Raw genomic sequence first — 25,439 nt, 5'->3', positions numbered from 1 at the left:
GTGGTGTTCCACGGGCCGGGGTCCCCCAGGGGGGGGTGCGCGTGTGGCGGCGGACGGCTCCTCCCGGCCCGCGCGGACCGTGCCGGAGGGAGCGGAGCGCTCCCGCGTCCGGCGCGGCGCCTGGGCTCCCCTGCGGCAGGGGCCGCTCAGCCCCCGGGCCGGGGCCCGCCCTCCGGCCCCTTGGGGGCGGAGTCCTCGGGGGCGGCGTTCGGGCGAGGGCGGGAGCCGGGCATCCCGGGTTCCTCGCTGAGCTGGTCGTCGAGGTCGTCGAAGAGGAGGTCGGCGTGGACACCGCCGATGCGGTACGCCGAGCGGGCCACCAGGTGCGAGGCGACGGGCCCGGTCATCAGCTGGAAGAAGATGATCAGGGCGAGGGTGCCGGCGTCGTTCCCGGTCCGCAGCCGCAGCTCCACCCCGACCAGGACCAGCAGGATGCCGAGGGCCTGCGGCTTGGTGGAGGCGTGGCTGCGGGAGAGGACCTCGGGGAGCTTGACCATGCCGATGGAGCCGAGCAGGCAGATGGCTGCGCCGAGGAACACGAGGAGGGCGCCGGCGGTGTCCGCCGCCTGGGCCCAGGGGGTGGGGTTCATGCGCCGCGTTCCTCCTCCGCGGTGACCTCCCGGCCGCTGACGGCGGCGGGCCGGTCGCGTACCGCGATGAACCGCGCGATGGCCACCGAACCGGTGAAACCGAGGAAGGCCAGCACCAGCATGACCGGGAAGTAGAACGGGTCGCGGCTGAAGGCGGCCTGGGCGCCGAGGCCGGCGATGATCAGGGCGGCGGTGACGTCCAGGCAGATGGCGCGGTCGAGCATGGACGGGCCCCGCCACAGGCGGACCAGCAGGAAGGCTCCCGCGAGCAGGACCATCACCACCGCGGCGGTCAGCAGGACGCGGTCGATCCACTCGAAGACGGTCATGTCGCATCCTCCTGCGGCTGTCGGGGGTCGGCTGAGACGCGCGCGATCTCCTCGCGACTGCCGAACGCCCGGACGGTCAGTTCCTCGGTCCGCCAGACGGACCGGCGGGCGGTCTCCAGCGCTTCGGGGCGGTCGGCGTCCAGGACGTGGACGAAGAGGGTGGCGGTGGCGCGGCGCAGTTCGATGACCGAGCCGCCGGGGATGTTGGAGTTGGCCACGGCGGTGGCGGTGAGCATCAGCTCGGACCGGCAGCGCAGCGGGATGGCGAGGACGGCGGCCCGGTGCGGGTGGTCGCCGAAGATCTGCCTGGTGACCCGGACCCCGGAGACCCACATGTCCCAGAGCAGGTACACCACCAGCTTGAGCATGCCCCAGGGGTGCAGCCGGAGCCCGAGGTCGGCCGGGGGCAGCGGGAAGGCCAGGCAGAGCAGGACGGCGACGACCAGGCCGCTGACGGCGTTGGCCCAGGAGAAGGTGCTCCAGAGCAGCAGCCAGATGACGGTGAGCCAGGCGACGAGCGGCAGGTCGAGCACCCTGCGGCGCCTTCCCTGTCCGAACGCCACGCTGTAGGGCGGGAGTTCGGGTGCGCGGGACGACCAGGTGATCACGGCCTGAGCACCTCCTCCAGGTAGGGCGTGCGGGTCAGCAGTTCCTGCGCCGAGCGGTCGGTGTAGGCGGCGAGCGGTCCGGCCAGCACGGTGTAGGAGAGGCCGAGCGCGACGGTGGCGGCGGTCGCGGCGATCATGGTGCGCGGGGGCCGCTTGGTGGTGGTGACGGCCTTGCCGGTGATGCTGGTGGCGACGACCTGGCCGCCGCCGGGACGCACCGGGACGCCCCGGCCGTCCTGCGGGGTGACGACAAGTCCGCCTTCGTCCTCCTCGTCGTCGTCGGTGTCCTCCTCCTCGGACTCCATCACGGTGCCCTCCGCCGCCTGCCCGGGCGGTTCGCTGCGCCAGAAGGCGAGGTTCCAGACCTTGGCGACGACGTAGAGCGTCAGGAGGCTGGTCAGGGTGGAGCCGGCGACCAGGACCCAGGCGAGGGCCGAGCCGTTGTCGACGCCGGCCCGCATGAGGGCGAGTTTGCCGATGAATCCGGAGAACGGCGGGATGCCCGCGATGTTCATGGCGGGGACGAAGAAGAGCAGGGAGAGCAGGGGAGCACTGCGGGCCATGCCGCCGAGCCGGGTCAGTTCGGTGGTGCCGCCCCGGCGTTCGATGAGTCCGGCGACCAGGAACAACGTGGTCTGCACGGTGATGTGGTGGACGACGTAGACGATGGCTCCGCCGATGCCCGCGCGATCGGCGAGGCCGATGCCGAAGACCATGTAGCCGATGTGGCTGATCAGGGTGAAGGAGAGCAGCCGCTTCAGGTCGGTCTGGGCGACGGCGCCGAGGATGCCGATGATCATCGAGGCCAGGGCGACCACCAGCAGGAGGTCGCCGAGCCGGTTGCCGGGGAAGAGGAGGGTCTCGGCGCGGAGCATGCAGTAGACGCCGACCTTGGTCAGCAGGCCGGCGAAGACGGCGGTGACGGGCGCGGGCGCCGTCGGATAGGAGTCGGGCACCCAGGCCGCGACCGGGAAGACGGCGGCCTTGATGCCGAAGACGGTCAGCAGCATCGCCTGGATGAGGGTGGTGACGCCGAGGGGGAGGCCGTCCAGCCGCTCGGCGAGCTGGGCGAAGTTGACGGTGCCGGTGGCCGCGTAGGTGATGGCGATGGCCACCAGGAAGATCATCGAGGAGAGCAGCGAGATGATCACGTAGGTCGAACCGGCCCTCATCCGGGGGCCGGTGCCGCCGAGGGTCAGCAGGACGAAGCTGGAGACCAGCATGATCTCGAAGCCGACGAAGAGGTTCATGAGGTCGCCGGCGAGAAAAGTGCAGGCGATACCGGCGACCAGGATCAGATAGGCCGGGTGGAAGACGGCGAGGGGTGTCTCGTCGTCCTTGTCGGCCATGCCCTGGCCCAGCGAGTAGACCAGCACGCAGAGGGTGACCAGCGAGGAGACGGTGAGCATCAGCCCGCTCAGCCGGTCGGCGACCAGGGTGATGCCGAGCGGCGGGGCGAAGTCGCCGAGGTGGACGGCGAGCGGACCCTCGTCGGCGGCGATCATCAGCACGACCGAGATCACCACCACGGCGGTGAGTACGGCGACACTGATGAACCGCTGGGACCGCTTGAGCCGGATGCCCGCCGCGAGGCTGAGGCCGGTGGCGAAGAGCGGCAGCAGCACCGGCAGGGGGACGAGTGCGTTCACCGGAGGTCTCCTGGAGGCTGCGGGCGGCCGTCCCGGCCCGGACGGGGGTACGGCTTGCGGGCGCTCCCGGGACCGGGCGGGGTCACGGGGTACGGGGCGGGGCCCGGGTGCGGGTCGGGGGCTGGGTGGTCGTCCGGCCGGGGTCGGCGGCGGACCGCCTCCGGGGGGCCGTCGGGGACCGGGTCCTCCGGGGGGTGCTGGGCGTCGGAGGGCGGCACGACGCGGTGCGGCCGGGTCGCGGTGGCCCCGCTGCCGTCGTCGGCTCCGCTCCGGCCGGGGCGGGCCGAGGTCGCGCCGTGCGGCTCGGGAGCCGGTGCGCCGGGACGCGCGTCCTCGGCGTCCGGTCCCTCCGGACGGCGGGTACCGGCAGCCCCGCCACCCTTGCCCTGGTCCGGGCCCCGCCTTCGGGGGGCCTGCCGGCCGGTGGCGCCGGGTTCGTCGGGGGCGGCCACCGGTTCGCCGGAGGGGCCGGGGCCGGACGGACCGGAGGAGCCGGAGGGGCCGGACGGACCGGAGGAGCCGGAGGGGCCGGACGGGCCGGACGGGCCGGAGGGGCCGGAAGGGCCGGTGCCGCCGGAGCCCGGGGTGTCCGGTCCGCGGTCCTCGCCGTTGCCCTGGTCCTGCGGGTAGTCGGCGGGGTCGGCGCCGAGGATGTCGTTCCACCGGTCGCCGGAGGCGTCACGGCCCCGCGCCTGAAGGGCCCGGTCGGCGCGGAGGCGGGCGCTCAGCTGGCGGCGCTCGGCGCGGTAGCGGCGGCGCGCCTCGGGGTCGCGGTCGGCCTCGCGGTACCGGCTGCGCAGCTGGCTCCGCTCGTCGTAGACCTCGGAGCGGAGCGCGACGCGGCGGTCCTCGATGTCGTCGTGGACCTCGTCGGTGCCGGTGAGCTGATAGGAGCGGTAGGCCATGGCGAGGATGAACGCCGTGGTGGCGAGCGTGATGACGATGGCGGTCAGCGTGATGGCCTGCGGCAGCGGGTCGGTGACGGAGGCCGGGTCGACACCCGGGTAGAGCAGGGGCGCCGGCCCGGAGAGGCCGGTGACGGCGAGCAGCAGCAGGTTGATGCCGTTGGAGGTGACGACCGCGCCGAGCAGGATGCGGGTCAGCGGCCGGGTGAGCAGCAGGACACCGCCGACCGCGACCAGCACGGCGGCGGTGGCGAGCAGGGCGAGGCTGATGGTCATCGGCCCTCTCCTCCTGCGGTTGCCGGGTCGGGGGGCTCCCCGCCGCTCCGGGTGACGAGGATGCCCTTGGCGCCGGTGATCCCCTCCGCCGCGGCCCGTTCGATCTGCCGGTCGACCTTGGCGCCGAGGGCGCGGACGATGTCGAGGACGACGCCGAGGACCAGCAGGTAGACGCCGAAGTCGAAGAGGACGGGCGTGGCGAGGTGGTACTCGCCGAAGAACGGCAGGCGGCCGTGGTACTCGAATGCGTGCAGGACCGTTCCGTCGAAGAGGCCGAACAGGGCGGTGGCCGTCATGACGAAGAGACCGAGGCCGGTGAAGAGCCCCGGCTGGCGGGGCGCGGCCTCGGCCAGTTCGAAGCGGCCGCCGGCGAGGTAACGGACGATCAGGGCGACGCCCGCGACCAGGCCGCCGATGAAGCCGCCGCCCGGCAGGTTCTCGGCGCAGAACAGCAGGTAGACGGAGAGCACCAGGATCGGGTGGAAGATCAGCCGGGCCAGGACCTCGAAGACGACCGAGCGGTGCTCGGGGGCGAGCGAGCGCCCGGCCGCCAGCCAGGTCCGCTCGCGGGTGCTGTCCGGACCGGGTCCGGGACGGGCCACACCGCGCGAGGGGAGCGACCAGACGGTCCGGTCGTACGGGATCTCCTGGCCCTCGCTGTCGGTGCGGCGGTGCAGGAAGATGAGGCTGGTGACGCCGACGGCGGCGGCCGCGAGGACAGCCGACTCGCCCATGGTGTCCCAGGAACGCAGGTCGACGAGGATGGTGGCCACCACGTTCTTCAGCCCCTGGCGGGCGACCTCGGTCACGATCGGCTCGCCGTCCGGGCGCGCGGTCCGCGCGGAGGCGGCGACCCAGACGGCGACGGCGACCACCAGCGAGCTGGCGAGGGCGACCGGGATGCGGGCCCAGCGGCGCCAGGGGCTGAAGGACTCCTCGAAGTGGACCGGCATCCGACGCAGCACCAGGATGAAGACGATCATCGAGACGGTCTCGACGCCGAACTGGGTGAGGGCCAGGTCGGGGGCGCCCTGGAGGACGAAGAGCAGCGCGGCCCCGTACCCGGTGAGCCCGGCCAGGACGACGCCCTTCATTCGGCGGCTGACGGTGAGGCACATCAGGGCGGCGGCGCAGGTGAGGACGGCGATCGCGCCCTGGAGCGGGGAGTCCCAGGCGGCGGGGGCGCGCGCTCCGGTCCACGGCCGGTCGGTGACGAGGACCGCGAGCTGTCCGGCGAGCATCACCAGCAGGGTGATGGCGAGGTAGACGGAGAGCGAGCCGCGCTGGACGAAGCCGGTGGCCTGGAGACAGACGCGTTCCAGGCCGAGCAGCACCTGTCCGTAGACGGCGTCGGCGGTCGGCCAGGCGATGCGCCGGGAGAGGGCGCGGACCTCCTTGCGGGCGAGGAAGAGCAGGACACCGGCGGCCCAGGCGACGGCCGACAGGCCGAGCGCGGCGCCGAAGCCGTGCCAGAGCGCGAGGTGGTAGGGCTCGGCCGGGGCGGTGTACTGCGAGGCGTAGGTGGCGAACAGTTCGCCGGCCGAGCCGACGCCGGGCCCCAGGAGCAGTCCGCAGACGGCGAGCACGGCGGCCGGGCCGAGGAAGAGCGGGCCGACCTTCTGCGCGGGGGTGTCGGGAACACCGGTCTTGCGCGCGAAGGCGCCCCACACGAAGCGAAGACTGTACGCGGTGGTGAGCGCGGAGCCGACGACGATGACGCCCAGCGCCCACAGGTCGGGGGTGTCGCCCTCCAGCAGCGCCTCGAAGGCTGCCTCCTTGGCCGCGAAGCCGAGCATCGGGGGCAGGGCGGCCATGGAGAGGGCGGCGACCACGGCGGTGCCGGCCACCCAGGGCAGGGCGCGGCCCACCCCCGAGAGGCGGCGCAGGTCGCGGGTGCCGGTGGCGTGGTCGACGATCCCGGTGACGAGGAAGAGGGGGGCCTTGAAGACGGCGTGGGCCAGGATCATGGTGACGGCGGCGAGCCCGGCGTCGTAGGAGCCGTCGCCGGCGAGGACCGTCAGGAAGCCGAGCTGGCTGACGGTGCCGTAGGCGAGGACCAGTTTCAGGTCGTGCAGACGCAGCGAGCGCCAGCCGCCGAGGAGCATGGTGGCGCAGCCGAGGACCAGGATGGGCGGTCGCCACAGGGAGAGGTCGTCGAAGGCCGGGGTGAGGCGGGCGACGAGGTAGACGCCGGCCTTGACCATGGCGGCGGCGTGCAGGTAGGCGCTGACGGGGGTGGGGGCGGCCATGGCGTTCGGCAGCCACATGCTGAAGGGCCAGATGGCCGACTTGGAGAAGGCACCGCAGAGGATGAGCAGGGCCGCGACCTCCAGCAGGGGGGAGGAGAGCGGCGGGGAGGCGAGGATCTCGGAGATCCGGTAAGTGCCGGCGACCTGGCCGAGGATCAGGAACCCGACCAGCATGACCAGTCCGCCCAGCGTGGTGACGGTGAGTGCCTGGAGGGCGGAGCGCCGGTTCTGCTTGTACTCGCTGCCGTGGCCGATGAGCAGGAACGACAGGACGCTGGTGATCTCCCAGAAGACGTACAGCAGGATCAGGTCGTCGGCGAGGACCAGGCCGAGCATGGCGCCGGCGAAGGCGAGGAGGGTTCCGGCGAAGCGGCCCAGGCCCCGGGTGCCGTCGTGGAAGTAGCGGACGCAGTAGACGAGGACCAGTGTGCCGATGCCCGCGGCGAGCAGGACCATCAGCTCGGAGAGCGCGTCCAGCCGCAGCGCGAGGGAGACCTCGTAGGCGGGGATCCACTCCCAGCTCTCGTCCGTGGCGGCGCCGTCGGCGGTCTCCCCCAGCTGGGCGACGGCCCACACGGTGGCCGCGAGCGGGGGAAGCGCGAGGACCAGGAACGCCCTGGTGCCGAGCCACCGGACCAGCGGCCCGGCGCACAGGGCGAGGACGAAGTGGGCGGCGACGAGCGCGATCATAGGGCGCCGGGTCGCTCGGGTCGCCTACAGGTCACAGAAGGAACGTCATGCACCCAATAGTGATATATCGCGCCCTTCGGGTTCGGCGCCCGGCGCGCCGGGCGCCCCTCCCCTGCCGGCGGCGGGCCGGTTGACGCTCAGGCATCACGGGCGAGCCGGGCGGGGAGGGCGGCAGGCGCGGACAGGGGGGCCACTCCGGCCCGGTTCGGCACCTCTGCGCGCACCTGCGGCAACCTCCTCGGCCTACGGGACCCGACCGGGCCCGCATCACCGCGGCGAGGGGCCTCGAACCCGAGGGCGGCCGGTCCTCGATCGGCCCCGGGGGAGGGCTGCGCCACCCCCGCCCACCGGGCACCGACCGGGGAACGGTATACGCACAGGAGGCAACAGAGAGGGACAGAGGGGAACCATCGGGGCGTATGGTGAGGATTGGGGAACGTGAGGCGCGTCACACGCGCCGGAAGCGCGTGGGGACGGGGAGGTGCCCGCGGAATCCGCAAAACCCCCGGTGGGAGTGGCCGTGAGCCCTCCGCCGCACCCCGGTGGCCCCGGCCGGGCCCCGGCGGGAGACTTTCCAGGGACCGGCCACCTCTTCGTACTGTGGAGCAAGCCCGTGACGGAAGACCGCACAACGCCACCACGGGCGGCGCACCCCCCGAAGAGCCACGGCCTGGGAGCCGTACCCCGCCGAACGGATTACGCCCGTGTCCGAAGCCCCCGCCACCACGTCATGGCGCGTCTCACTGCCACACTCGACGGCGGCCGTACCGATCGCGCGCGCGCTGGTCCGGACGGCGCTCGCGGAGATCCAGCCGTCGGCGGACAGCGACACGGCCGAACTGCTCACCGCCGAACTGGTCGCCAACGCGGTGGAGCACACCGAGGGCGACGACCCCATTCAGCTGGTGGTCGACCTGCTGGAGCAGCGGTGCCAGGTGGAGGTGCACGACCGCAGCCGAGCCACCCCGCCGAGCCTGACGGGCGAGCTGCCCCCCGAGCCGCCCGACCTGTGGGCGGAGGGCGGCCGGGGGCTACTGCTGATCCGCACGCTCAGCCTGTCGTGCGGGCACCGGCCCACCGAGACCGGCAAGGCGATCTGGTTCACCCTGCCGACGGCGGACCGTCCTGACGGGGCCCTGCCGCGGCCGCACTGAGCTGCCGCGCGGCGAGCGTGGAGTGTCGGCGCCCGTAGAGCGCGTAGACGACCATCCCGACGGCGAGGAAGACCGCGAACTGGAGCCAGATCAGCGGGCCGGTGCCGTAGATCAGGTAGGCGCAGAAGACGATGCCCGCGAGCGGGGTCAGCGGGAAGAGCGGGGCCCGGAAGCTGCGGCGCAGGTCGGGACGGTTGCGGCGGAGGACGATCACGGCGACGTTGACGATCGTCATGGCGGCCAGGGTGCCGATGGTCGTCAGGTTGATGACCACGTCGAGCGGGACCACGGCGGCCGGGACCGCGAAGACGGCGGTGACGATCCAGGTGTTGGCGACGGGGGTCGAGGTCTTCGGCGAGATGCGCTCGAAGACGCGCGGGATCAGCCCGTCCCGGGACATCGACATCAGGATGCGGGTCTGGCCGTACATCGTGGCCAGCACCACCGAGGCGATGGCCACCACCGCGCCGAAGGCGATGACGCCGCCGCCGATGGTGGAGTCGGTGACCTGGTTGACGACGAGTGACAGCGCGGCCGACTGGCCGGCCACGTCGTCGGCGGAGAGCGCGCCGATGGCGGCGACCGCGACCAGGCAGTACAGGACGGTGACGACGCCGATGCAGATCAGCACGGCCGCCGGGATGTTCTTGCGGGGGTTCTTGACCTCCTCGCCGGCGGTGGTGATGGCGTCGAACCCGATGTACGAGAAGAAGGCGAGCGAGGCGCCGGACGTGATGCCCGCGGCCCCGGCCGGGGCGAAGTCGGCGAGGTGGTCCTGCTGGAAGGCGCTGAAGGCGATGACGCAGAAGAGCAGCAGGATGCCGATCTTCAGCACCGCCATGACGGCGGTGGCACGGGCGCTCTCCCGCACCCCGCGCACCAGCAGCAGGGCGGCCAGCAGCATCACGACGACGGCCGGGAGGTTGACCACACCGCCCTCGCCGGGCGGGCTGGAGAGCGCCTCGGGCAGCCGCAGGCCGACCAGGCTGTGCAGCAGCTCGTTGAGGTACTGGCCCCAGCCGACCGCCACCGCCGAGATGGAAACGCCGTACTCCAGCAGCAGGCACCAGCCGGTCAGGAAGGCGGCGCGCTCGCCGAGGCTGGCGTAGGCGAAGGAGTACGAGCTGCCGGAGACCGGCATGGCGCCGCCCAGCTCCGCGAAGGAGAAGGCGGTGAAGACGCAGGTGACGGCGGCCAGCACGAAGGAGATCACGACGGCGGGTCCGGCCTCGGCGACGGTGTCGGAGAGGCCGACGAAGATGCCGGTGCCCACGACGGCGCCGATGCCGAAGCAGACCAGCTGGAACAGGCCCATGGTCCGCTTGAGGCCGTGGCCCTCAAGGTCGGCACCGGATTCCGCGACGAGCAGTTCCGGCGGCTTGACGCGCGCTCCGGTGGGACGCATGGGGTGGTGCTCGCTTTCGGTGATGCGTGGGGGCACGGCCCGGCCTCGGAGTGGGGCGGGGGCCCGGAGGCAACGAACGGGGCCCGGACGGTCGGTCCGGGCCCCCCTCAGTCGCATGACCAGCCTAACGGAACGGTATGCGTAAATTTACCGCCAAGCGTATGACTATCCACTCACCGTATCGCCGGCCGCCGGGCCCGCGAGGGTGGCGACGAGGACGGCCTTGATGGTGTGGAGCCGGTTCTCCGCCTGGTCGAAGACGGCGGAGTGCGACGACTCGAAGACCTCGTCGGTGACCTCCAGCGAGGTCAGGCCGTGGCTCTCGTGGACCTGCCGCCCGACCTCGGTGCCGAGGTCGTGGAAGGCGGGCAGGCAGTGCAGGAAGACGACGTCGGGGTTGCCGGTGGCCGCCAGCACCTCACCGGTGACCGCGTACGGCGCGAGGGCGGCGATCCGCTCGTCCCAGACGCTCTTGGGCTCACCCATCGAGACCCAGACGTCGGTGGCGACGAAGTCGGCGCCGCCCACTCCGGCGCACACCTCCTCGGTCAGCGTGATCCGGGCACCGCTGCCCTCGGCGAGGCGGCGGGCCTCGTCGACGACATGCCCGGCGGGCCAGTAGGCGCGCGGAGCGACGATCCTGATGTCCATGCCGAGCAGCGCGCCGGTGATCAGGTAGGAGTTGCCCATGTTGAAACGGGCGTCGCCGAGGTAGGCGAAGGCGACCTGCTCCAGCGGCTTGGCGGTGCGCTCGGTGACGGTGAGGACGTCGGCCAGCATCTGGGTGGGGTGCCAGTCGTCGGTCAGCCCGTTGAAGACCGGCACCCCCGCATGGGCGGCCAGCTCCTCGACGGTGGACTGCCTGTCGCCCCGGTACTCGATGCCGTCGAACATCCGGCCCAGCACGCGCGCGGTGTCCTTGGCGGACTCCTTGTGCCCCATCTGCGAGCCCGACGGGTCGAGGTAGGTGGTGGAGGCGCCCTGGTCGGCGGCGGCGACCTCGAAGGCGCAACGGGTGCGGGTGGAGGTCTTCTCGAAGATCAGCGCGATGTTGCGCCCGCGGAGCCGCTGGACCTCGGCCCCGGCCTTCTTGGCGGCCTTGAGCTCGGCGGCCAGCGCGACGAGTGAGCGGAACTCCTCGGCGGTGAAGTCCAGTTCTCGGAGGAAACTGCGGCCGGTGAGGTCTGTCGCCATGGGGCGCTCCTGAGGTGCGAATACGATGACCATGGAAGTCTATACGACCCCCCACATGAATATACGACCGATCCCGCATCGCCCGCGCCCCGCCGCCGCTTCCCCGGCCGCCCCCTCACCCGCCGACGGCCGCCCGCTCGACCGGACAGCTCATGCAGCGGGGACCACCCCGTCCGCGCCCCAGCTCGCTGCCCCGGATCTCGATGACCTCCAGCCCTTCGTCGCGCAGGTAGGTGTTGGTGGTGGCGTTCCGCTCATAGGCGACGACCACGCCGGGCTCGACCGCGAGGACGTTGCAGCCGTCGTCCCACTGCTCGCGTTCGGCCGCGTGCACGTCCTGGGTGGCGGTGAGCACCCGGATCGCGCCGAGCCCCAGCGCCGCCGCGATCGCCCGGTGCATGTGCTCCGGCGGGTGGTCGGTGACCTTCAGGTCGTGCGCGCCGACGCCCGGCTCGATGGTGTACGAGCGGAGCATGCCGAGCCCCGCGTACTGGGTGAAGACGTCCGGGGCGGCCATCGTCATCACCGTGTCCAGGTGCATGAAGGCCCGGCGCTTGGGCAGGTCCACCGCGACGATGGTGCGCGCCGACCGGGCCGCGAAGAGCCGTCTGGCCAGCATCTCCACCGCCTGCGGGGTGGTCCGCTCGCTCATGCCGACCAGCACCGCGCCATTGCCCAGCACCAGCACGTCGCCGCCCTCGATCGTCGAGGGGTAGCACTCCTGCCCCTCGGACCAGGTGCGGAAGGGGCGGGCCTGCTCCGTGGCGAAGAGCGGATGGTGGCGGTAGACCGCCTCGAAGTGGACTGTCTCGCGCTGCCGCGCGGGCCAGCGCATGGCGTTGACCGCGACGCCGTCGTAGATCCAGGCGGAGGCGTCCCGGGTGAAGAGGTGGTTGGGCAGCGGGTCCAGGAGGAAGTCGTCCTGCTCCATCACGTGGAAGCGGACCGAGAGCGGCTCCGGGTGCAGGGCCAGGTACTCCCGCTTGGTCATCCCGCCGACCAGGACGGAGGCCAGCTCCGCGGAGTCCATGGTCTCGAAGGCGGCCCGCAGACGGCTGGTGGCGAGCGGGCCGAACTCCCGCTCGTCGAAGACCCTCCCGAGGATCAGCTCCCGCGCCTGTGACAGCTCCAGGCTCTCCCGCAGCAGGTCGCCGAAGAGGTGGACGTGCACCCCCCGGTCCCGCAGCACCTCGGCGAACCCGTCGTGCTCCTGCTGGGCCCGGCGCACCCAGAGCACGTCGTCGAAGAGGAGCGCGTCCTTGTTGGTGGGCGTCAGCCGCTTCAGCTCCAGCCCCGGCCGGTGCAGGATGACGCGACGCAGCTGCCCGACCTCGGAGTCGACATGGAATCCCATGCCCCTCATCCTCACCGGTCGGCGGGCGGTTCACTCGGCGAACGGGGAGCGAGTGCGCCCGGGCCCCGCCCCCGCCCCGCTCGTGGACGGGTGACCTGAGGGTCGGGGAACCATGAAGCTGCTCCCCGCCCCCGGCCCGGAGTTGGCCGGACTCACCCGCCGGTGTGGACCGCCTGCACGAACCGCCCGGTGCTCCGCCTGATCGCAACCGCCGCGGGTCCCCCTCAGCACGTGGACGACGACGTTCGCGCGGTACAGGCGGCCGACCGGGACATCCGTCGTCCCCTCACCCCCGCCGCCACACGTGGTGGGCCGTGCTCCGCCGGAGACGGCAGACGCCAGGGTCCGCCGGTCGCGATCACCCGGCACCTCGGCGAACAGGCCGTCGGGCACAGCGCCCGGCAGGGTGCGCGAGGCTCGCTTCGGTTCCTCCCCGTACACCGGCGACCACAGGCCGGTCAGGTCACCGGGTAGCCGTCGCGCAGGCAGAGCGGGCGGCCGGTGCGCAGGGCGTCGCGGACCGGGCGGAGCCGCCGGGCGCGGTGCGGGCCGAGGTGCCGGGTCCACTCCTCCACCGAGAGCAGGAGCCAGTCGTCGTGCTCCTCGGAGAGCCGGATGTCGTCCAGCCGCCCCGGCTCCAGGACGGGGGCTCGGAAGAAGTGCTGGACGGCCGGTTCGCAGTCGTCGAAGGTCACCCAGTCGTACCCCAGCAGCCGGGGCGGCCCCACCAGTTCGTAGCCGATCTCCTCGCGGGCCTCGCGGACGGCGGTGGTCCACGGGTCGTCCTGGGCGTCCCTGACCCCGCCGACGAACTGCCAGCTGTCCTCGTAGGTCGCGTGGACCAGGAGCAGCCGGTACTCCGCGTCGTGCAGGACCAGGGCCGAACAGGCCGTGTTGCGGGGCAGGGAGGCGAGCCAGTCGGCGCGGGAGAGGCGGGCCGGGGATGCGGCCAGGGTGGTGTCGGTCATGGCTCCCAGCCTGGACCGTGTGCCGGGCCGGGCACCGGGGGTTCGCCGCACGACCACCCGAAGGTGCGCATCCGCATCGGGCGGGACGGGCGGGATGTCCGCGTGGCGGAGCGGGCGGGGGCAAGATGGAGCCATGGATCTTCGCGTATTCACCGAACCCCAGCAGGGCGCCACCTACGACACGCTGCTCCGCGTCGCACGGGCGTCCGAGTCGCTGGGCTACTCCGCCTTCTTCCGCTCCGACCACTATCTGCACATGGGCTCCGTCTCCGGCCTGCCCGGGCCGACGGACGCCTGGATCACCCTCGCCGGCCTCGCCCGTGAGACCGAGACGATCCGGCTCGGCACCCTGATGACGGCCGGGACCTTCCGGCTGCCGGGGGTCCTCGCCATCGAGGTGGCCCAGGTCGACGCCATGTCCGGCGGCCGGGTGGAGCTCGGGCTCGGCTCCGGCTGGTACGAGGAGGAGCACAGCGCGTACGGCATCCCCTTCCCCAAGGAGAAGTTCGGGCGGCTGGAGGAGCAGCTGGCGATCGTCACCGGGCTGTGGAAGACGCCGGTCGGCGAGCGGTTCGACTTCGACGGGACCTTCTACCAGCTGAAGGACTCGCCGGCGCTGCCCAAGCCCGCCCAGGAGCGGGTGCCGGTGCTCATCGGCGGCCACGGCGCCAAGCGGACGCCGGCGCTGGCGGCGCGGTACGCCGACGAGTTCAACATCCCGTTCGCCTCGGTGGAGGACACCGCGACGCAGTTCGGCCGGGTACGGGCCGCCGCCGAGGAGCGGGGGCGCCCCGCCGACAGCCTGGTGTACTCCAACGCTCTCGTCGCCTGCGTCGGCCGGACGGACGCCGAGGTGAAGCGGCGCGCCGACGTGATCGGCCGTGACGTGGACGAGCTGAAGGCCAACGGCCTGGCAGGCTCCCCGGCCGAGGTGGTGGAGCGCATCGCGGCCTTCGAGGCGGTCGGCTCGCAGCGCATGTACCTCCAGATGCTCGACCTCGACGACCTGGACCAGCTGGAGCTGATCTCGGCCGAGGTCATGCCGCAGCTCTCCTGACCCCGGGCCCGGGCTCGCGCGCCACCGGGAGCCCGGGGGCCGCGGGGCCGTGCCGGCGCCCCGCGCAGCGCTCCTCATCGCAGCTCGGCGGCGGAGCCGCGCCCGGAGCGGCCCGGGCTCTCACCGAGGGTGCGGAGCATGTCGAGGACGCGGTCCCGGGCCTCGTCCGCCGCGTCGATCGCCTCGACCGAGGCCCAGTACAGCGCCTCCTGGTACACCCCGCAGGCGAGGCCCACCAGGGCGATCCCCACCTCGCCGAGGAGTTCGGCGAGGGCGAGCAGGGTCGCCTCGACGTCCCGGGCGCGGGTGAGCCGGACCGCTCGCGGGTCGCCGCGGCAGGGCACCGGCAGCTCCGTCGCCTCGGCGGTGCGGCCGCCGGGGCTGCTCAAGGCGAGGGCCGTCTCCCGCAGTTCGCGCGGGCCCTGCTCGGCGAGGAGCGCGCCGACGGCCCGGCTCAGGGCCTGCGCCTCCCACACCTCCGCCGTGAGGGTCTCCAGGCTGTGGCCACGCAGCAGGGCCTGCCGGTTCATGGTGATCAGTCGCAACGCGTCCATACCGCTCCCCCGTTCACTCACCGCGCCCCAAAGCCGTCCGCGCCCGGCGCTCGCCGACCTGCGCCGGCGGGCGGGCACGGTCGGTGCACCGGGCGCCCGGTGGACACCCCGGGCGCAACAGTCCACTACCCAGAGTGAGGTACCGCGCGCCGAAACACCAGAGGAAATCGGAAATCTGTGGACACAGGATCGATTGTGGACAACTGGATCACTCCGGAGAGTGAGATGGCGCGCGCGGGGGCGGGGATGCCCCCGTGCGGCGGGGGGTCAGCGGTCGAGCGGATGCGGGCCTGCGGGGAAACGGTGCTCGTTGCGCTCGATCTTCGCGGCCAGCGCCTCCAGCGCGTCGATCCCGAGCACCTCGCAGAGCTGGAGGGTGTAGGCCAGCACGTCCGCGACCTCGTCCCGGACCCGGAAGGCACTGCCCGGATCGTCCATGACCGCTGCCGCCTGCTCGGGCGTCAGCCACTGGAAGACCTCCAGGAGTTCGGACGCCTCGACGCTGAGCGCGGCCGCCAGGTTCTTGGGCGTGTGGTACTGCCCCCACTCCCGCGCGGCGGCGAACCGGGCCAGCCGCTTCTGGAGCACCTCCGCGGTGAGCCCGCCCGCCCCGGCCTCGGGTGCTCCGGTCCCGGGCGCGGCGCCCGGCCCCTGTCCCGCACGCTCCGCTGCGTCCACTGCCCGCTCCTCATCCGTCATCCCTGCCCGGCCCCGTCCGGCGTCAGGTCTACCACCGTCAGCTCCTCGACCGCCGCCCCGGCCGCCGCCGCGGGGTCACGGACCGCGCCGATCAGCCGGATGTGCCCGCGCGAGACCGCCCGCCCGGCCAGGTCGACCAGCCCCCGCAGCTGCCCGGCGTCCAGGTCGCGGTCGAGGGTGTCGGCGAGGACGGTGAGGCACTGATAGGCGTCGGGCACCTCGGTGGCCTGGTCGACCTCCAGCACGCCCGGCCCGGTCAGGAGGACCAGGGCGAGCGCCAGATGGCGCAGTTCGCCGTCGCCGAGCCGGCCCAGCGGGGTGCGGCGCCTGCCCTCGCCCCGGTCGAGGAGACCCTCGACCGTACCGTCGGGCCTCAGTTCGGCGAGGACGTCGCGGACCGGGCGGAGCGCGGCCTCGCGTACGGCGGAGACGAGCATCCCGTGGCGGATCGCGCACTCGGTGCGGGTGCGCAGGAGCACGTCCGCGAGGTTGTCGCAGCCGGACAGCAGCCGCCCGCTGGACACCGGCACGGGCGCGCGCATTGCGGCGGGCCGTGGGTCGCAGGCGAAGACGGAACGGAGGGCGACCACGACCTGTTCGGCGGCGGCGAGCACCCGCTGCTCCCCCACGGTCCGCCCCGAGACGCGCAGCGGCAGCAGGGCGGTGGTGAGCTGGGTGTCGGGCAGGGGTCCCCGGGTGACCGGTGCCGCCCCGGCGGTGTGCCAGGTCGCCTGGACGGTGCGCAGGCCGGGGTCGCGCTGGGCCGTCTCCAGCAGGGTGACGCCCTGCCAGGTGAGGCGTTCGCCGGCGATGCGCAGGCTGGGTTCGGCCTGCACGGCGAGGTCGAGGCGGACCGGGCCCACGGGCCCGTCGACGGTGCAGCCGATGCGGAAGCCGCGCCGCTGCTGGGCGTCGGGCCGAGCGGTCTCGGGGACGCAGGCGACCGGGTCGGGGAACACCTTGTCCAGGCTGGTCCCCGCGCCGAGGGCGGCCAGGGCGGCGTAGGCGTCGAGGACGGTGCTGCGGCCGCTGCCGCTGGGGCCTGCGAGGAGGGTGAGCGGACCGACCGGAATCCGGGTGCGGCGCAGGCCCGCGTAGGCGGACAGGCGCAGTTCGGTGACGGCGGGACGTGGTTTCGCCGGGGCCCCGTCCCCTTGCGGGGCGGGGGCCGGGAGGACGTCCGAGGGATGGCGGCGCGGTTCGGGGACGGTTTCGCCGGAACGGCGCACGGGGACGGGGCGGACGGGCAGGGCGGAGCTCCGGGGGCGGCGGCCGCCAGGGGTGAGCTGCGGGGGGACGGTCATGGAGCGGACCGTAGACAGCGATGTCGGAGCTGAACCGTTTTGCCCCGGAACCGTTCCTACGATCGAGGGACGGAGGCGGCCTCGCGGCCGGGACGCGGGGGTGCTCCGGCCCCTGGCGGAAAGCGTGCTGCCGGCAGGTCCAGGGCCGCCGTGTGACGGCGGCCCTCAAGCCCCCGGTCGCGGTCGTGAGGACCGCCGTCGCCGTACGGGGCGGGTGTCGGTGCCCAGGCCGCGCGAACACCTGGCGGGCCCCGGTCCGCGACGCCACCGGGGGCACCGGGCACCGCGCCCGCCGGTCGGGCAGGCGGGCGCGGTGTCCGGGCCCTGGAGCCGGTCAGCGGCGGGTCAGTTCTGCGGGGTCACGCTCTCCACCAGGCCCTGGACCTCCATGCCGGGTGGGGCGAGCAGGAAGACGTTCCGGTCGACGCGGTGCATGCCGCTGCCGAGCCCGAAGACGACTCCGCTGCTGAAATCCAGGACGCGCTTGGCGACGTCGGTCTCGGCGCCGCTCAGGTCCAGGAGGACGGGTACCCGGGTCATCAGCGTCTCGGCGACGTCGCGGGCGTCGGAAAAGACGTTGACCCGCATGACCACGAACCGGCGCCTGGGCTCGGTCCGGGCTTCGGGGGTGGCGCGGTGGCCCGGCCAGGACGGCCAGGCGTCGCGGCCCCGCAGGGGGACGACCTGGGCGAGGCCCTCCCACTGCTCATCGGTGACGTCGTGGCCGTTCACTGCCCCCACCCCGTCCGGGCTCGCTCGGTTGTCTGCATTCCGCAATTCTGACGCGCTTCACCCGATCGGCCCAACTGCGACACGGTCCGCACGCGGCGGGGGTGGCGCCGGCGCCGTCGTGCGGGTGCGCCTACCCCTTGCCAGACTGGTGAACCAGGGGGTCCGCCCGAAGGGAGAAGCCAGGAATGCCACGCGGATCGAACGCCAAGCGGGAGAGGCAGTACGAGGACATCAAGGAGAGCGAGGAGCGGCGCGGCACGAGTGAGAAGCGCGCCGAGGAGATCGCTGCGCGCACCGTGAACAAGGCGCGGGCCCGCGCCGGTGAGGCGAAGAGCGCGAGCCGCACCTCGACCGAGGACATCTCCTCGTACCGGCGCGGCGGGCTGCGCTCGCACGAGGGCGCGCAGGGCCCGACGCGCGACCAGTTGTACGAGGAGGCGCGGCGGAAGAACCTCAAGGGCCGCTCCACCATGAACAAGGACGAGCTGGCGAAGAAGCTCGGCTACTGACGGAGCGGGCGGGCCGGCGCCACGTCCGCCCGGGCCCGCCCGTCCTCCGCCTCAGCCCTCCCAGCTCCACCCGGCGACCTCCGGCAGGTCGCTGCCGTGCTCGCGGACCCACCGGTGGTGGCGGAAGCGGGCGTCGGCCATCGCCTGCCGCAGCCCGACCGCCCGCACGCCGAGCCCCGGGACCCGGTCGACGACGTCCATGACCAGCCGGTACCGGTCGAGGTCGTTGCGGACCACCATGTCGAAGGGGGTCGTGGTGGTCCCCTCCTCCTTGTAGCCCCGCACGTGCAGGTGGGCGTGGCCGTGCCGCCGGTAGGCCAGCCGGTGGATCAGCCAGGGATAGCCGTGGTACGCGAAGACGACCGGCTTGTCGCGGGTGAACAGCGCGTCGTACTCGGCGTCCGGCATGCCGTGCGGGTGTTCGCCCTGGGGCATCAGCCGCGCCACGTCCACGACGTTGACCACCCGCAGGGCCAGCTCGGGCAGGTGGCGGCGGAGGAGACCGGCGGCGGCCAGCACCTCCTGGGTGGGCACGTCGCCGGCGCAGGCGAGGACCACGTCCGGTTCGCGCGTGCCGTCCTCCGTCCCGGCCCACGCCCAGGTCCCCGCGCCGCGCGCGCAGTGGGCGCGGGCCTGTTCCAGGGTCAGCCAGTCGAAGGTGGGCTGCTTGCCGGCGACGATGACGTTGACGTAGTCGCGGCTGGCCAGGACGTGTTCGGCGGCGGCGAGCAGGGTGTTGGCGTCCGGTGGCAGGTAGACGCGGACGGCCTCGGGGCTCTTGTTGAGGATGTGGTCGACGAAGCCGGGGTCCTGGTGCGAGAAGCCGTTGTGGTCCTGGCGCCAGACGTGCGAGGTCAGCAGGTAGTTGAGGGAGGCGATGGGGCGCCGCCAGTCGAGCCGGCGGGAGGCGCGCAGCCATTTGACGTGCTGGTTGACCATGGAGTCGACGACGTGCGCGAACGCCTCGTAGCAGGAGAAGAGGCCGTGTCCGCCGGTGAGCAGGTAGCCCTCCAGCCAGCCCTGGCAGAGGTGTTCGGAGAGGACTTCCATGACGCGTCCGTCGCGGGCGAGGTGTTCGTCGGTGGGCAGGGTCCTCTCCTCCCAGGTCTTGCCGGTGGCTCCGTAGACGGCGTCGAGCCGGTTGGAGGCGGTCTCGTCGGGGCCGACCAGGCGGAAGTCGCGCCGCTCGGCGGTGGCTGCCAGCAGCGCCTCCAGCCATCCGCCGAGGACGTGGGTCGGCGAGCTGGTGCCCCGTCCCGGGGCCGGCACCTCCACGGCGTGGGCGGCGAGGTCCGGCAGGGGCAGGGCACGGGTGAGCCGGCCGCCGTTGGCGTACGGGGTGGCGCCGAGGCGGGCGTCGCCCCCGGGGACGTACCGCAGGACCTCGGGGCGGGGGCGGCCGTCCTCGTCGAAGAGTTCCCCGGGGCGGTAGGAGCGCATCCACTCCTCCAGCTGGTGCCGGTGGTCCGCGTTCTCGCGGACGCCGGGCAGCGGGACCTGGTGGGCGCGCCAGGTGTTCTCCACGGGAAGCCCGTCGACCTCGCGGGGGCCGGTCCAGCCCTTCGGGGTGCGCAGCACGATCATCGGCCAGGAGGGGCGTTCGGCGGCGCCCTGTGCGCGGGCGCGCTCCTGGATGACGGCGATCCGGTCCAGCGCGGTGTCCAGGGCGAGCGCCAGGTCGCGGTGGACGGCCTGGGGATCCTCGCCCTCGACGTACAGCGGGTCGTGGCCGTAGCCGCGCAGCAGGGCGTCGAGCTCGTCCTCAGGGAGCCGGGCGAGGACCGTCGGGTTGGCGATCTTGTACCCGTTGAGGTGGAGGATCGGCAGGACGGCGCCGTCGTGGACGGGGTCGAGGAACTTGTCGGAGTGCCAGGAGGCGGCGAGCGGGCCCGTCTCGGCCTCGCCGTCGCCGATCACGCAGGCGACGAGGAGGCCGGGGTGGTCGAAGGCGGCGCCGTAGGCGTGGGTGAGGGCGTAGCCCAGCTCGCCGCCCTCGTGGATCGAGCCGGGGACCTCGGGGGCGACGTGGCTGGGGACACCGCCGGGGAAGGAGAACTGTTCGAAGAGGCGGGCCATGCCGTCGGCGTCGCAGGGGACGTCCCGGTAGATCTCGCTCCAGCTGCCCTCCAGCCAGGAGTTGGCGATGACGGCCGGACCGCCGTGGCCGGGGCCCCAGACGGCGAGGGCGGTCAGCTCGCGGTCCTTGATCACCCGGTTGAGGTGGGTGTACACGAGGTTCAGCCCCGGAGAGGTCCCCCAGTGCCCGAGCAGCCGCGGCTTGATGTCGTCCGGGGTGAGCGGGCGGGTGAGCAGGGGGTTGTCCCTCAGGTAGATCTGCCCGACGGTCAGGTAGTTGGCGGCGCGCCAGTGGGCGTCGAGGGCGGCGATCTCCTCGGCGGACGGCCCGGCGGCACGGACGGGGGCCTGGCTCATACGGGGTCTCCTGGGGAACGGGAGCGGTCCCCGCGGGGCACGGGGCCGGGCAGGGGCCGCGCGGAGGCGCTCAGCCCACGCTGACGGCGGGCGGCGGGCCGGGGCGCGCCCCGGTCAGCGGAGGCTGCGGGGTGCCGGGCAGGCCGGCCGCGCCCTGCGGGAGGTCGACGCGCCGGGTGCACCAGACGACCTTTCCGCTCTCGGTGTGGCAACTGCCCCAGCTGTCGCAGAGCACACCGATCCGCGCGAGTCCGCCGCCGCGCGGCAGGCGGCGCGGCATCGCGGTGCAGGTGTCGGCGACGGAGACGGTCAGCCGCCGCCCGCTGAGCCGGAGTTCGACCGTGCAGGGGGCGTCCTCGCCCACGTGCCGGACGACGTTGCCGAGGAGTTCGGCGAGCGCCCTGCCGAGCGGGCCGGTCTGGCTCTCCAGGCCCCAGTGCCCGAGGTGGGCGGCGGCGATGCGGCGGACCCGGCCGATCCGGTCGGTGCCGATCCTCAGGTCCAGGCGGTAGATCCGGTCGGCGCGGGTGGTGTCGAAGGTGAGCGTCCCGCCGGGGGCCGGGGGCTGGGCCGGGCGTTCGGCGCGGACGGCGTGGCCGCCGTCCAGGACCGCCGGGGCCGCACCGGGGAGCGGGACGGTACGGGCCGCCTCCGGCGCGGTACGTCCGGCGGGCGGCGCGGCCCACGGACGCTCGGGCGCCACGGGCGGGGCGAGGGCCTCCGGGGCGGCGAGGGCGCCGGGGCCCGGGGCCGGCACCGGGGGCGCGGCCCCGGCGGCGGTGGTGATCACGGCCTCGGCGTCCGTGGGCTCGGTGCTGTCGAAGGACAGGGACATGGTCGCGGCTCCTGTACGAGGCTCACGCGCCCCCCTTCGCACCGGCACCCCCGACCACGCGGCGTGAGCTGTTGCCTCTTCTGGGTCACCCCCAGGGTCACCCGGCTCACGGGCCGGCGCAACCGGAACGGCGAGGGCCGTCATCCGGCCCTGGTGTCCCGTACCAGGGCGAGCACCGGGAAGACGAACCAGCACAGGACGAACCACACCGCCATCGCGGCGACCAGCCAGAACGCCAGCGCGTCGCCCAGGGTGACCCGCAGCACGAGCAGGAGGGCCGCACACATCGTGCAGAGCAGCAGGATCAGGCCGAGCACGGTCAGCCGGGAGGCCCAGACGACGGTCTGGGGTTTGAGACGGCGGCCGGTGAGGAGCCGGTGGTAGGAGACCGGCCCGATGAGGGCGGCGGCGGTGGCGGCCGCGAGGACCACGGTGACGACGTAGATGGTGCGGTCGGTGGAGGCCAGCTCCTCGAAGCGGGGCTGGAAGGCGACCGCCAGCAGGAAGGCGAAGAGCACCTGGACGCCCGTCTGGGCGACCCTCAGCTCCTGGAGGAGTTCGGACCACTGGCGGTCCGCGCGTTCCTCACGGGTCTCGCTGCGACCCGTCCCCACGGTCACGGGCCCGGGCCGGCCGGCTCCACTGGTCACCGGTCTCCTCTCCACCGCGGTACGGCCTCCGAAGCCCGCACCTTCGGCCCACCGTATGCCCGAGCACCGCCGGACCAGCGGTACGACAGCGCCGGGGGGCGGACGCGGAACAGCCCCCGGGGAGCACCTCCCGGGGGCTGTCGGTCCCGTTGGCCCCGCCGTGCGGCGGGTGCCGCTCAGGCGTCGGTACGGATGACCACGTCGAGGGTGCGGGGGCCGTGGACGCCCTCGACCCGCTCCAGCTCGATGTCGGAGGTGGCCGACGGGCCGCTGATCAGCGTGGTGGGCCGGTGCGGGGTGAGCCGGGCCAGCGCCTCGGGGACGCCGACCGCCACCGAGGAGAGGTCGACCACGCAGACGTGCAGGTCGGGGACGAGGGAGAGGGCGCGGCGGCCCTGGTCCGGCTCGCCGTCGAGGAAGATCGTGCCGGTCTCGGCGCAGCTCACCCGGGAGGCGGTGACCACGCCGTCGAGCTGTTCGAGGCTGGGCGCGGGGATGTCCGCCCGGTCCTCCTGGACACGTCCGTCGAACGCGGCCAGCCAGGTGCGGTCGAGCCCCGCCGGCACACCGATGCGCTGTGCGCCCCGGGCCGCGAGGACCCGGGCCACGGTGGCGGCGGTCTCCTCGGCGGTGCAGGTGTGCACCTCGGCCTTGTAGTCGACGAGGCGGTCGACGAAGAGGTCGAGCCGTTCGGCGTCGGGCAGGGTGCGGCCGGTGCGGTAGGCGCGCGGAACCTGGGCCTCCGGCTTGGGGGCCAGGGTCAGGGCGTCCCGGACACGGCCGAGGACGGTCTCTCGTGCGTTCACCGCTGCTCCTCGCTGTCGTCGGTGGCGGCGGTGGTACCCGCGGCCCGTCCCTCGGCGCCCTCACGGGCGGCGGCGCCCAGGGCGGCACGCCCCTCGTCGGAGGCGAACCAGTCACGGAAGGTCTGCTTCGGCGGGGCGGCGAGGTCGCGGCTCTCGCTCCAGCCGTCGAAGGGCGCGGGCAGCCAGGTGATCTTCTTGTCCCGCCCGGCGACGACCCGGCCGAGCCCGGCCGCCTTCTGCGCGGTGGTGTACAGCCCCGGCCGCGCCATCACGGTGGCCGCCGCCTTCATCGCCGCCTGCTCGACGGTCCGCCCGGACTGCTCGGTGTTCTGGTGGCGCAGCTCCACCAGGAGCGAGGGGATGTCGATCTTCACGGGGCAGGCGTCGAAGCAGGCCCCGCAGAGACTGGAGGCGTACGGCAGCGAGCTGTTCGGGTCGTCCTTGGCGGCGTGCATGCCGGCCAGCTGCGGGGTGAGGACGGCGCCGATCGGTCCGGGGTAGGTCGACCCGTAGGCGTGCCCGCCGGCGCGTTCGTAGACCGGGCAGACGTTGAGGCAGGCGGAGCAGCGGATGCAGTTGAGCGCCTCGCGGCCGACGGAGTCGGCGAGGGCGGCGGTGCGTCCGTTGTCGAGCAGGACGAGGTGGAACTCCTGCGGCCCGTCACCGGGGGTGACCCCGGTCCACAGCGAGGTGTACGGGTTCATCCGCTCGCCGGTCGAGGAGCGCGGCAGCAGCTGGAAGAAGACCTCCAGGTCCTCGTAGCGCGGCAGGACCTTCTCGATGCCCATGACGGTGATCAGGGTCTCGGGCAGGGTCAGGCACATCCGGCCGTTGCCCTCGGACTCCACCACCGAGAGGGTGCCGGTCTCGGCGATGCCGAAGTTGGCACCGGAGATGGCGACCTTGGTGGTCATGAACTTCTCGCGCAGGTACGCGCGGGCGGCGGCGGCGAGTTCGGCCGGGACCGCGTTCAGCTCCGGGTCGACGCCGGGGATCTCCTTGAGGAAGATCTCGCGGATCTCCTCGCGGTTGCGGTGGATCGCCGGGACCAGGATGTGGGACGGCTTGTCGTGGGCGAGCTGCACGATCAGCTCGGCCAGGTCGGTCTCGTGGGCGGTGACGCCCTGGCTCTCCAGGTGCTCGTTGAGGCCGATCTCCTGGGTGGCCATCGACTTGACCTTGATGACCTCCTGGCTGCCGGTGGCGGCGACGAGGCGGGTCACGATGGCGTTGGCCTCGTCGGCGTCCCGGGCCCAGTGGACCGTGCCACCGGCCTCGGTGACCTTCCGCTCCAGCTGCTCCAGCAGTTCGGGGAGGCGGTTCATGGTGTCGGTCTTGATGGCGGAGCCCGCGTCGCGCAGCGCCTCCCAGTCGGGCAGCTCGGCGGTGACGCCCAGCCGCTTGCCCCGGATGGTGTGGGTGGCCTTGCGGAGGTTCCCCCGGAGCTGGTCGTTGCGCAGCTCGTGCCGGGCGGCCTTGGGGAACTTCTCGTCGCCGCGGAGGTTCCCCGAGCCGTACGGGGAGCGGGGCGGGGCGGCGGGCATGCCGAGGAAGGTGCTGCTCATCGGGCGGCCTCCGTCAGGACGTGGGGCGCGGTGCGGGTGCTGGCGAGGATCTGCGCGAGGTGGAGCGTGCGGGTGCCGGCCTTGATGCGGGAGAGGCCGCCGCCGATGTGCATCAGGCAGGAGGAGTCTCCGGCGGTGCAGACGTCGGCGCCGGTGCCGGTGACGTTCGCGAGCTTGTCCTTCAGCATCGCCGAGGAGGTGTCGGCGTTCTTGAGCGCGAAGGTGCCGCCGAAGCCGCAGCAGGCGTCCGCCTCGGGCAGCTCCACCAGGTCGATGGCGTCGACGGCACGCAGCAGCTTGAGCGGCTTGTCGCCGACCCGCAGCATCCGCAGGGAGTGGCAGGTGGGGTGGTAGGTGACCCGGTGCGGGAAGTAGGCACCGACGTCGGTGACGTCCAGGACGTCGACGAGCAGTTCGGAGAGCTCGTACGTCTTCGCCTTCACGGTGGCGACGCCGGAGCGCAGTGCCGCGTCGCCGTAGCGTTCGGCGATGATCTCGTGCTGGTGGCGGACCGAACCGACGCAGGAGCCGGAGGGCATCACCACTGCCTCGATCGAGGCGTCCCCGAACTGCTCGGCGTAGTTGCGGACCAGCGGGACCGGCTCACGCTGGTACCCGGTGTTGACGTGCATCTGGCCGCAGCAGGTCTGACCCGGTGGGAAGACCACCTCGTGACCCAGGCGCGCGAGCAGGACTGCGGTCGACTTCACCGCGTCGGGGTAGAGCGTGTCCCCCAGGCACGTGGCGAAGAGTCCGATACGCATGGGACGACCTCCACGATCGATATTTTCGGTCCGACCATACTAGCGTCTGGCCATACTTAACCGAAGAGACGCATAATAGTTTGGTCCGACCTTATTGACATGGGACATCTCCGGTGCGGTACTGAGTTGGATCGTTAAGCCACACGCGCCCCAGCAGCTC

23 protein-coding genes are annotated in these 25,439 nt (G+C 73.2%); 3 read left to right on the top strand and 20 right to left on the bottom strand.

The features are described 5' to 3' along the window. Positions 1 to 146: 146 nt before the first annotated feature. Genes mnhG through ACSLIC_RS22055 form a run of 6 tightly spaced genes read right to left on the bottom strand, consistent with a single transcriptional unit; the run spans position 147 to position 7,296 of the window. On the bottom strand, positions 147 to 590 hold the full coding sequence (gene mnhG, locus ACSLIC_RS22080; protein ID WP_436739441.1) for a monovalent cation/H(+) antiporter subunit G: 444 nt from the start codon (positions 588 to 590) through the stop codon (positions 147 to 149). Further along, complete coding sequence (locus ACSLIC_RS22075; RefSeq protein WP_436739440.1) at positions 587 to 919, bottom strand: monovalent cation/H+ antiporter complex subunit F; 333 nt, start codon at positions 917 to 919, stop codon at positions 587 to 589. The genes mnhG and ACSLIC_RS22075 overlap by 4 nt, the downstream gene beginning before the upstream one ends. After that, the gene (locus ACSLIC_RS22070) at positions 916 to 1,527 is read right to left on the bottom strand and encodes a Na+/H+ antiporter subunit E (RefSeq protein WP_436739439.1); all 612 of its coding nucleotides are present in this window, start codon (positions 1,525 to 1,527) and stop codon (positions 916 to 918) included. Before ACSLIC_RS22070 ends, ACSLIC_RS22075 begins: the two co-directional genes overlap by 4 nt. Next, entirely contained in the window at positions 1,524 to 3,176 is a 1,653-nt protein-coding gene (locus ACSLIC_RS22065; RefSeq protein ID WP_436739438.1) for a Na+/H+ antiporter subunit D, read from the bottom strand. The genes ACSLIC_RS22070 and ACSLIC_RS22065 overlap by 4 nt, the downstream gene beginning before the upstream one ends. Then, positions 3,173 to 4,357, bottom strand: coding sequence for a Na(+)/H(+) antiporter subunit C (locus ACSLIC_RS22060; RefSeq protein WP_436739437.1), 1,185 nt, complete (start codon positions 4,355 to 4,357; stop codon positions 3,173 to 3,175). Before ACSLIC_RS22060 ends, ACSLIC_RS22065 begins: the two co-directional genes overlap by 4 nt. Beyond that, on the bottom strand, positions 4,354 to 7,296 hold the full coding sequence (locus ACSLIC_RS22055; RefSeq protein ID WP_436739436.1) for a Na+/H+ antiporter subunit A: 2,943 nt from the start codon (positions 7,294 to 7,296) through the stop codon (positions 4,354 to 4,356). The genes ACSLIC_RS22060 and ACSLIC_RS22055 overlap by 4 nt, the downstream gene beginning before the upstream one ends. 704 nt (positions 7,297 to 8,000) lie before the next feature. Between ACSLIC_RS22055 and ACSLIC_RS22050 the strand changes: the two genes are divergently transcribed. Then, positions 8,001 to 8,450 (top strand): ATP-binding protein, encoded by a 450-nt coding sequence (locus tag ACSLIC_RS22050; RefSeq protein WP_436739435.1) that lies wholly within the window; start codon positions 8,001 to 8,003, stop codon positions 8,448 to 8,450. On the opposite strand, the gene ACSLIC_RS22045 is transcribed toward ACSLIC_RS22050, so the two are convergent. The 4 genes from ACSLIC_RS22045 to ACSLIC_RS22030 form a co-directional block, all read right to left on the bottom strand. Further along, complete coding sequence (locus tag ACSLIC_RS22045; RefSeq protein WP_436739434.1) at positions 8,398 to 9,855, bottom strand: amino acid permease; 1,458 nt, start codon at positions 9,853 to 9,855, stop codon at positions 8,398 to 8,400. The two genes, ACSLIC_RS22050 and ACSLIC_RS22045, sit on opposite strands and share 53 nt — an antisense overlap. A 165-nt stretch (positions 9,856 to 10,020) precedes the next feature. Next, positions 10,021 to 11,049 carry an ornithine carbamoyltransferase gene (gene argF / locus ACSLIC_RS22040; protein WP_436739433.1) on the bottom strand — a complete coding sequence of 343 codons (1,029 nt, stop codon included), beginning with the start codon at positions 11,047 to 11,049 and terminating at the stop codon, positions 10,021 to 10,023. 115 nt (positions 11,050 to 11,164) lie between these two features. Continuing rightward, the gene (locus ACSLIC_RS22035) at positions 11,165 to 12,403 is read right to left on the bottom strand and encodes an arginine deiminase (RefSeq protein ID WP_436739432.1); all 1,239 of its coding nucleotides are present in this window, start codon (positions 12,401 to 12,403) and stop codon (positions 11,165 to 11,167) included. 458 nt (positions 12,404 to 12,861) lie between these two features. Beyond that, positions 12,862 to 13,371: an NUDIX domain-containing protein gene (locus ACSLIC_RS22030; protein WP_436739431.1), complete on the bottom strand. Its 510-nt coding sequence runs from the start codon at positions 13,369 to 13,371 to the stop codon at positions 12,862 to 12,864. Between the two features lie 133 nt (positions 13,372 to 13,504). Between ACSLIC_RS22030 and ACSLIC_RS22025 the strand changes: the two genes are divergently transcribed. Next, positions 13,505 to 14,428 carry an LLM class F420-dependent oxidoreductase gene (locus ACSLIC_RS22025; RefSeq protein ID WP_436739430.1) on the top strand — a complete coding sequence of 308 codons (924 nt, stop codon included), beginning with the start codon at positions 13,505 to 13,507 and terminating at the stop codon, positions 14,426 to 14,428. 74 nt (positions 14,429 to 14,502) lie between these two features. Here ACSLIC_RS22025 and ACSLIC_RS22020 read toward each other — a convergent pair whose 3' ends face one another. From ACSLIC_RS22020 to ACSLIC_RS22005, 4 genes are all read right to left on the bottom strand, one after another. Next, positions 14,503 to 14,982: a DUF6099 family protein gene (locus ACSLIC_RS22020; protein ID WP_436739429.1), complete on the bottom strand. Its 480-nt coding sequence runs from the start codon at positions 14,980 to 14,982 to the stop codon at positions 14,503 to 14,505. A 267-nt stretch (positions 14,983 to 15,249) separates the two neighbouring features. Next, a complete protein-coding gene (locus ACSLIC_RS22015; RefSeq protein WP_436739428.1) occupies positions 15,250 to 15,660 on the bottom strand; it encodes a nucleotide pyrophosphohydrolase in 411 nt (136 codons plus the stop codon). A gap of 17 nt (positions 15,661 to 15,677) precedes the next feature. Next, complete coding sequence (locus ACSLIC_RS22010) at positions 15,678 to 16,985, bottom strand: ATP-binding protein (protein ID WP_436739427.1); 1,308 nt, start codon at positions 16,983 to 16,985, stop codon at positions 15,678 to 15,680. A gap of 345 nt (positions 16,986 to 17,330) precedes the next feature. After that, positions 17,331 to 17,717 carry a cell division protein SepF gene (locus ACSLIC_RS22005; protein ID WP_383173862.1) on the bottom strand — a complete coding sequence of 129 codons (387 nt, stop codon included), beginning with the start codon at positions 17,715 to 17,717 and terminating at the stop codon, positions 17,331 to 17,333. Between the two features lie 185 nt (positions 17,718 to 17,902). Between ACSLIC_RS22005 and ACSLIC_RS22000 the strand changes: the two genes are divergently transcribed. Then, positions 17,903 to 18,226 carry a plasmid stabilization protein gene (locus ACSLIC_RS22000; protein ID WP_436739426.1) on the top strand — a complete coding sequence of 108 codons (324 nt, stop codon included), beginning with the start codon at positions 17,903 to 17,905 and terminating at the stop codon, positions 18,224 to 18,226. A 51-nt stretch (positions 18,227 to 18,277) separates the two neighbouring features. On the opposite strand, the gene ACSLIC_RS21995 is transcribed toward ACSLIC_RS22000, so the two are convergent. From ACSLIC_RS21995 to ACSLIC_RS21970, 6 genes are all read right to left on the bottom strand, one after another. Further along, positions 18,278 to 20,659 carry a phosphoketolase family protein gene (locus tag ACSLIC_RS21995; RefSeq protein WP_436739425.1) on the bottom strand — a complete coding sequence of 794 codons (2,382 nt, stop codon included), beginning with the start codon at positions 20,657 to 20,659 and terminating at the stop codon, positions 18,278 to 18,280. A gap of 70 nt (positions 20,660 to 20,729) precedes the next feature. After that, positions 20,730 to 21,494: an ATP-binding protein gene (locus ACSLIC_RS21990; protein ID WP_436739424.1), complete on the bottom strand. Its 765-nt coding sequence runs from the start codon at positions 21,492 to 21,494 to the stop codon at positions 20,730 to 20,732. A 140-nt stretch (positions 21,495 to 21,634) separates the two neighbouring features. Continuing rightward, positions 21,635 to 22,108: a DUF6328 family protein gene (locus ACSLIC_RS21985; RefSeq protein ID WP_436740444.1), complete on the bottom strand. Its 474-nt coding sequence runs from the start codon at positions 22,106 to 22,108 to the stop codon at positions 21,635 to 21,637. 212 nt (positions 22,109 to 22,320) lie between these two features. Beyond that, the gene (locus tag ACSLIC_RS21980) at positions 22,321 to 22,950 is read right to left on the bottom strand and encodes a LutC/YkgG family protein (protein WP_436739423.1); all 630 of its coding nucleotides are present in this window, start codon (positions 22,948 to 22,950) and stop codon (positions 22,321 to 22,323) included. Next, on the bottom strand, positions 22,947 to 24,515 hold the full coding sequence (locus tag ACSLIC_RS21975) for a LutB/LldF family L-lactate oxidation iron-sulfur protein (protein WP_436739422.1): 1,569 nt from the start codon (positions 24,513 to 24,515) through the stop codon (positions 22,947 to 22,949). Before ACSLIC_RS21975 ends, ACSLIC_RS21980 begins: the two co-directional genes overlap by 4 nt. Further along, positions 24,512 to 25,279, bottom strand: a complete 768-nt coding sequence (locus tag ACSLIC_RS21970) for a (Fe-S)-binding protein (RefSeq protein ID WP_436739421.1) — start codon at positions 25,277 to 25,279, stop codon at positions 24,512 to 24,514. Before ACSLIC_RS21970 ends, ACSLIC_RS21975 begins: the two co-directional genes overlap by 4 nt. Positions 25,280 to 25,439 lie beyond the last annotated feature (160 nt).

The organism is Streptomyces sp. BBFR102, from assembly GCF_051397025.1.
GTDB lineage: Bacteria > Actinomycetota > Actinomycetes > Streptomycetales > Streptomycetaceae > Streptomyces.
The sequence above is the reverse complement of the archived record's forward strand: the minus strand, read 5'-3'. Positions and strand labels throughout refer to the sequence as shown.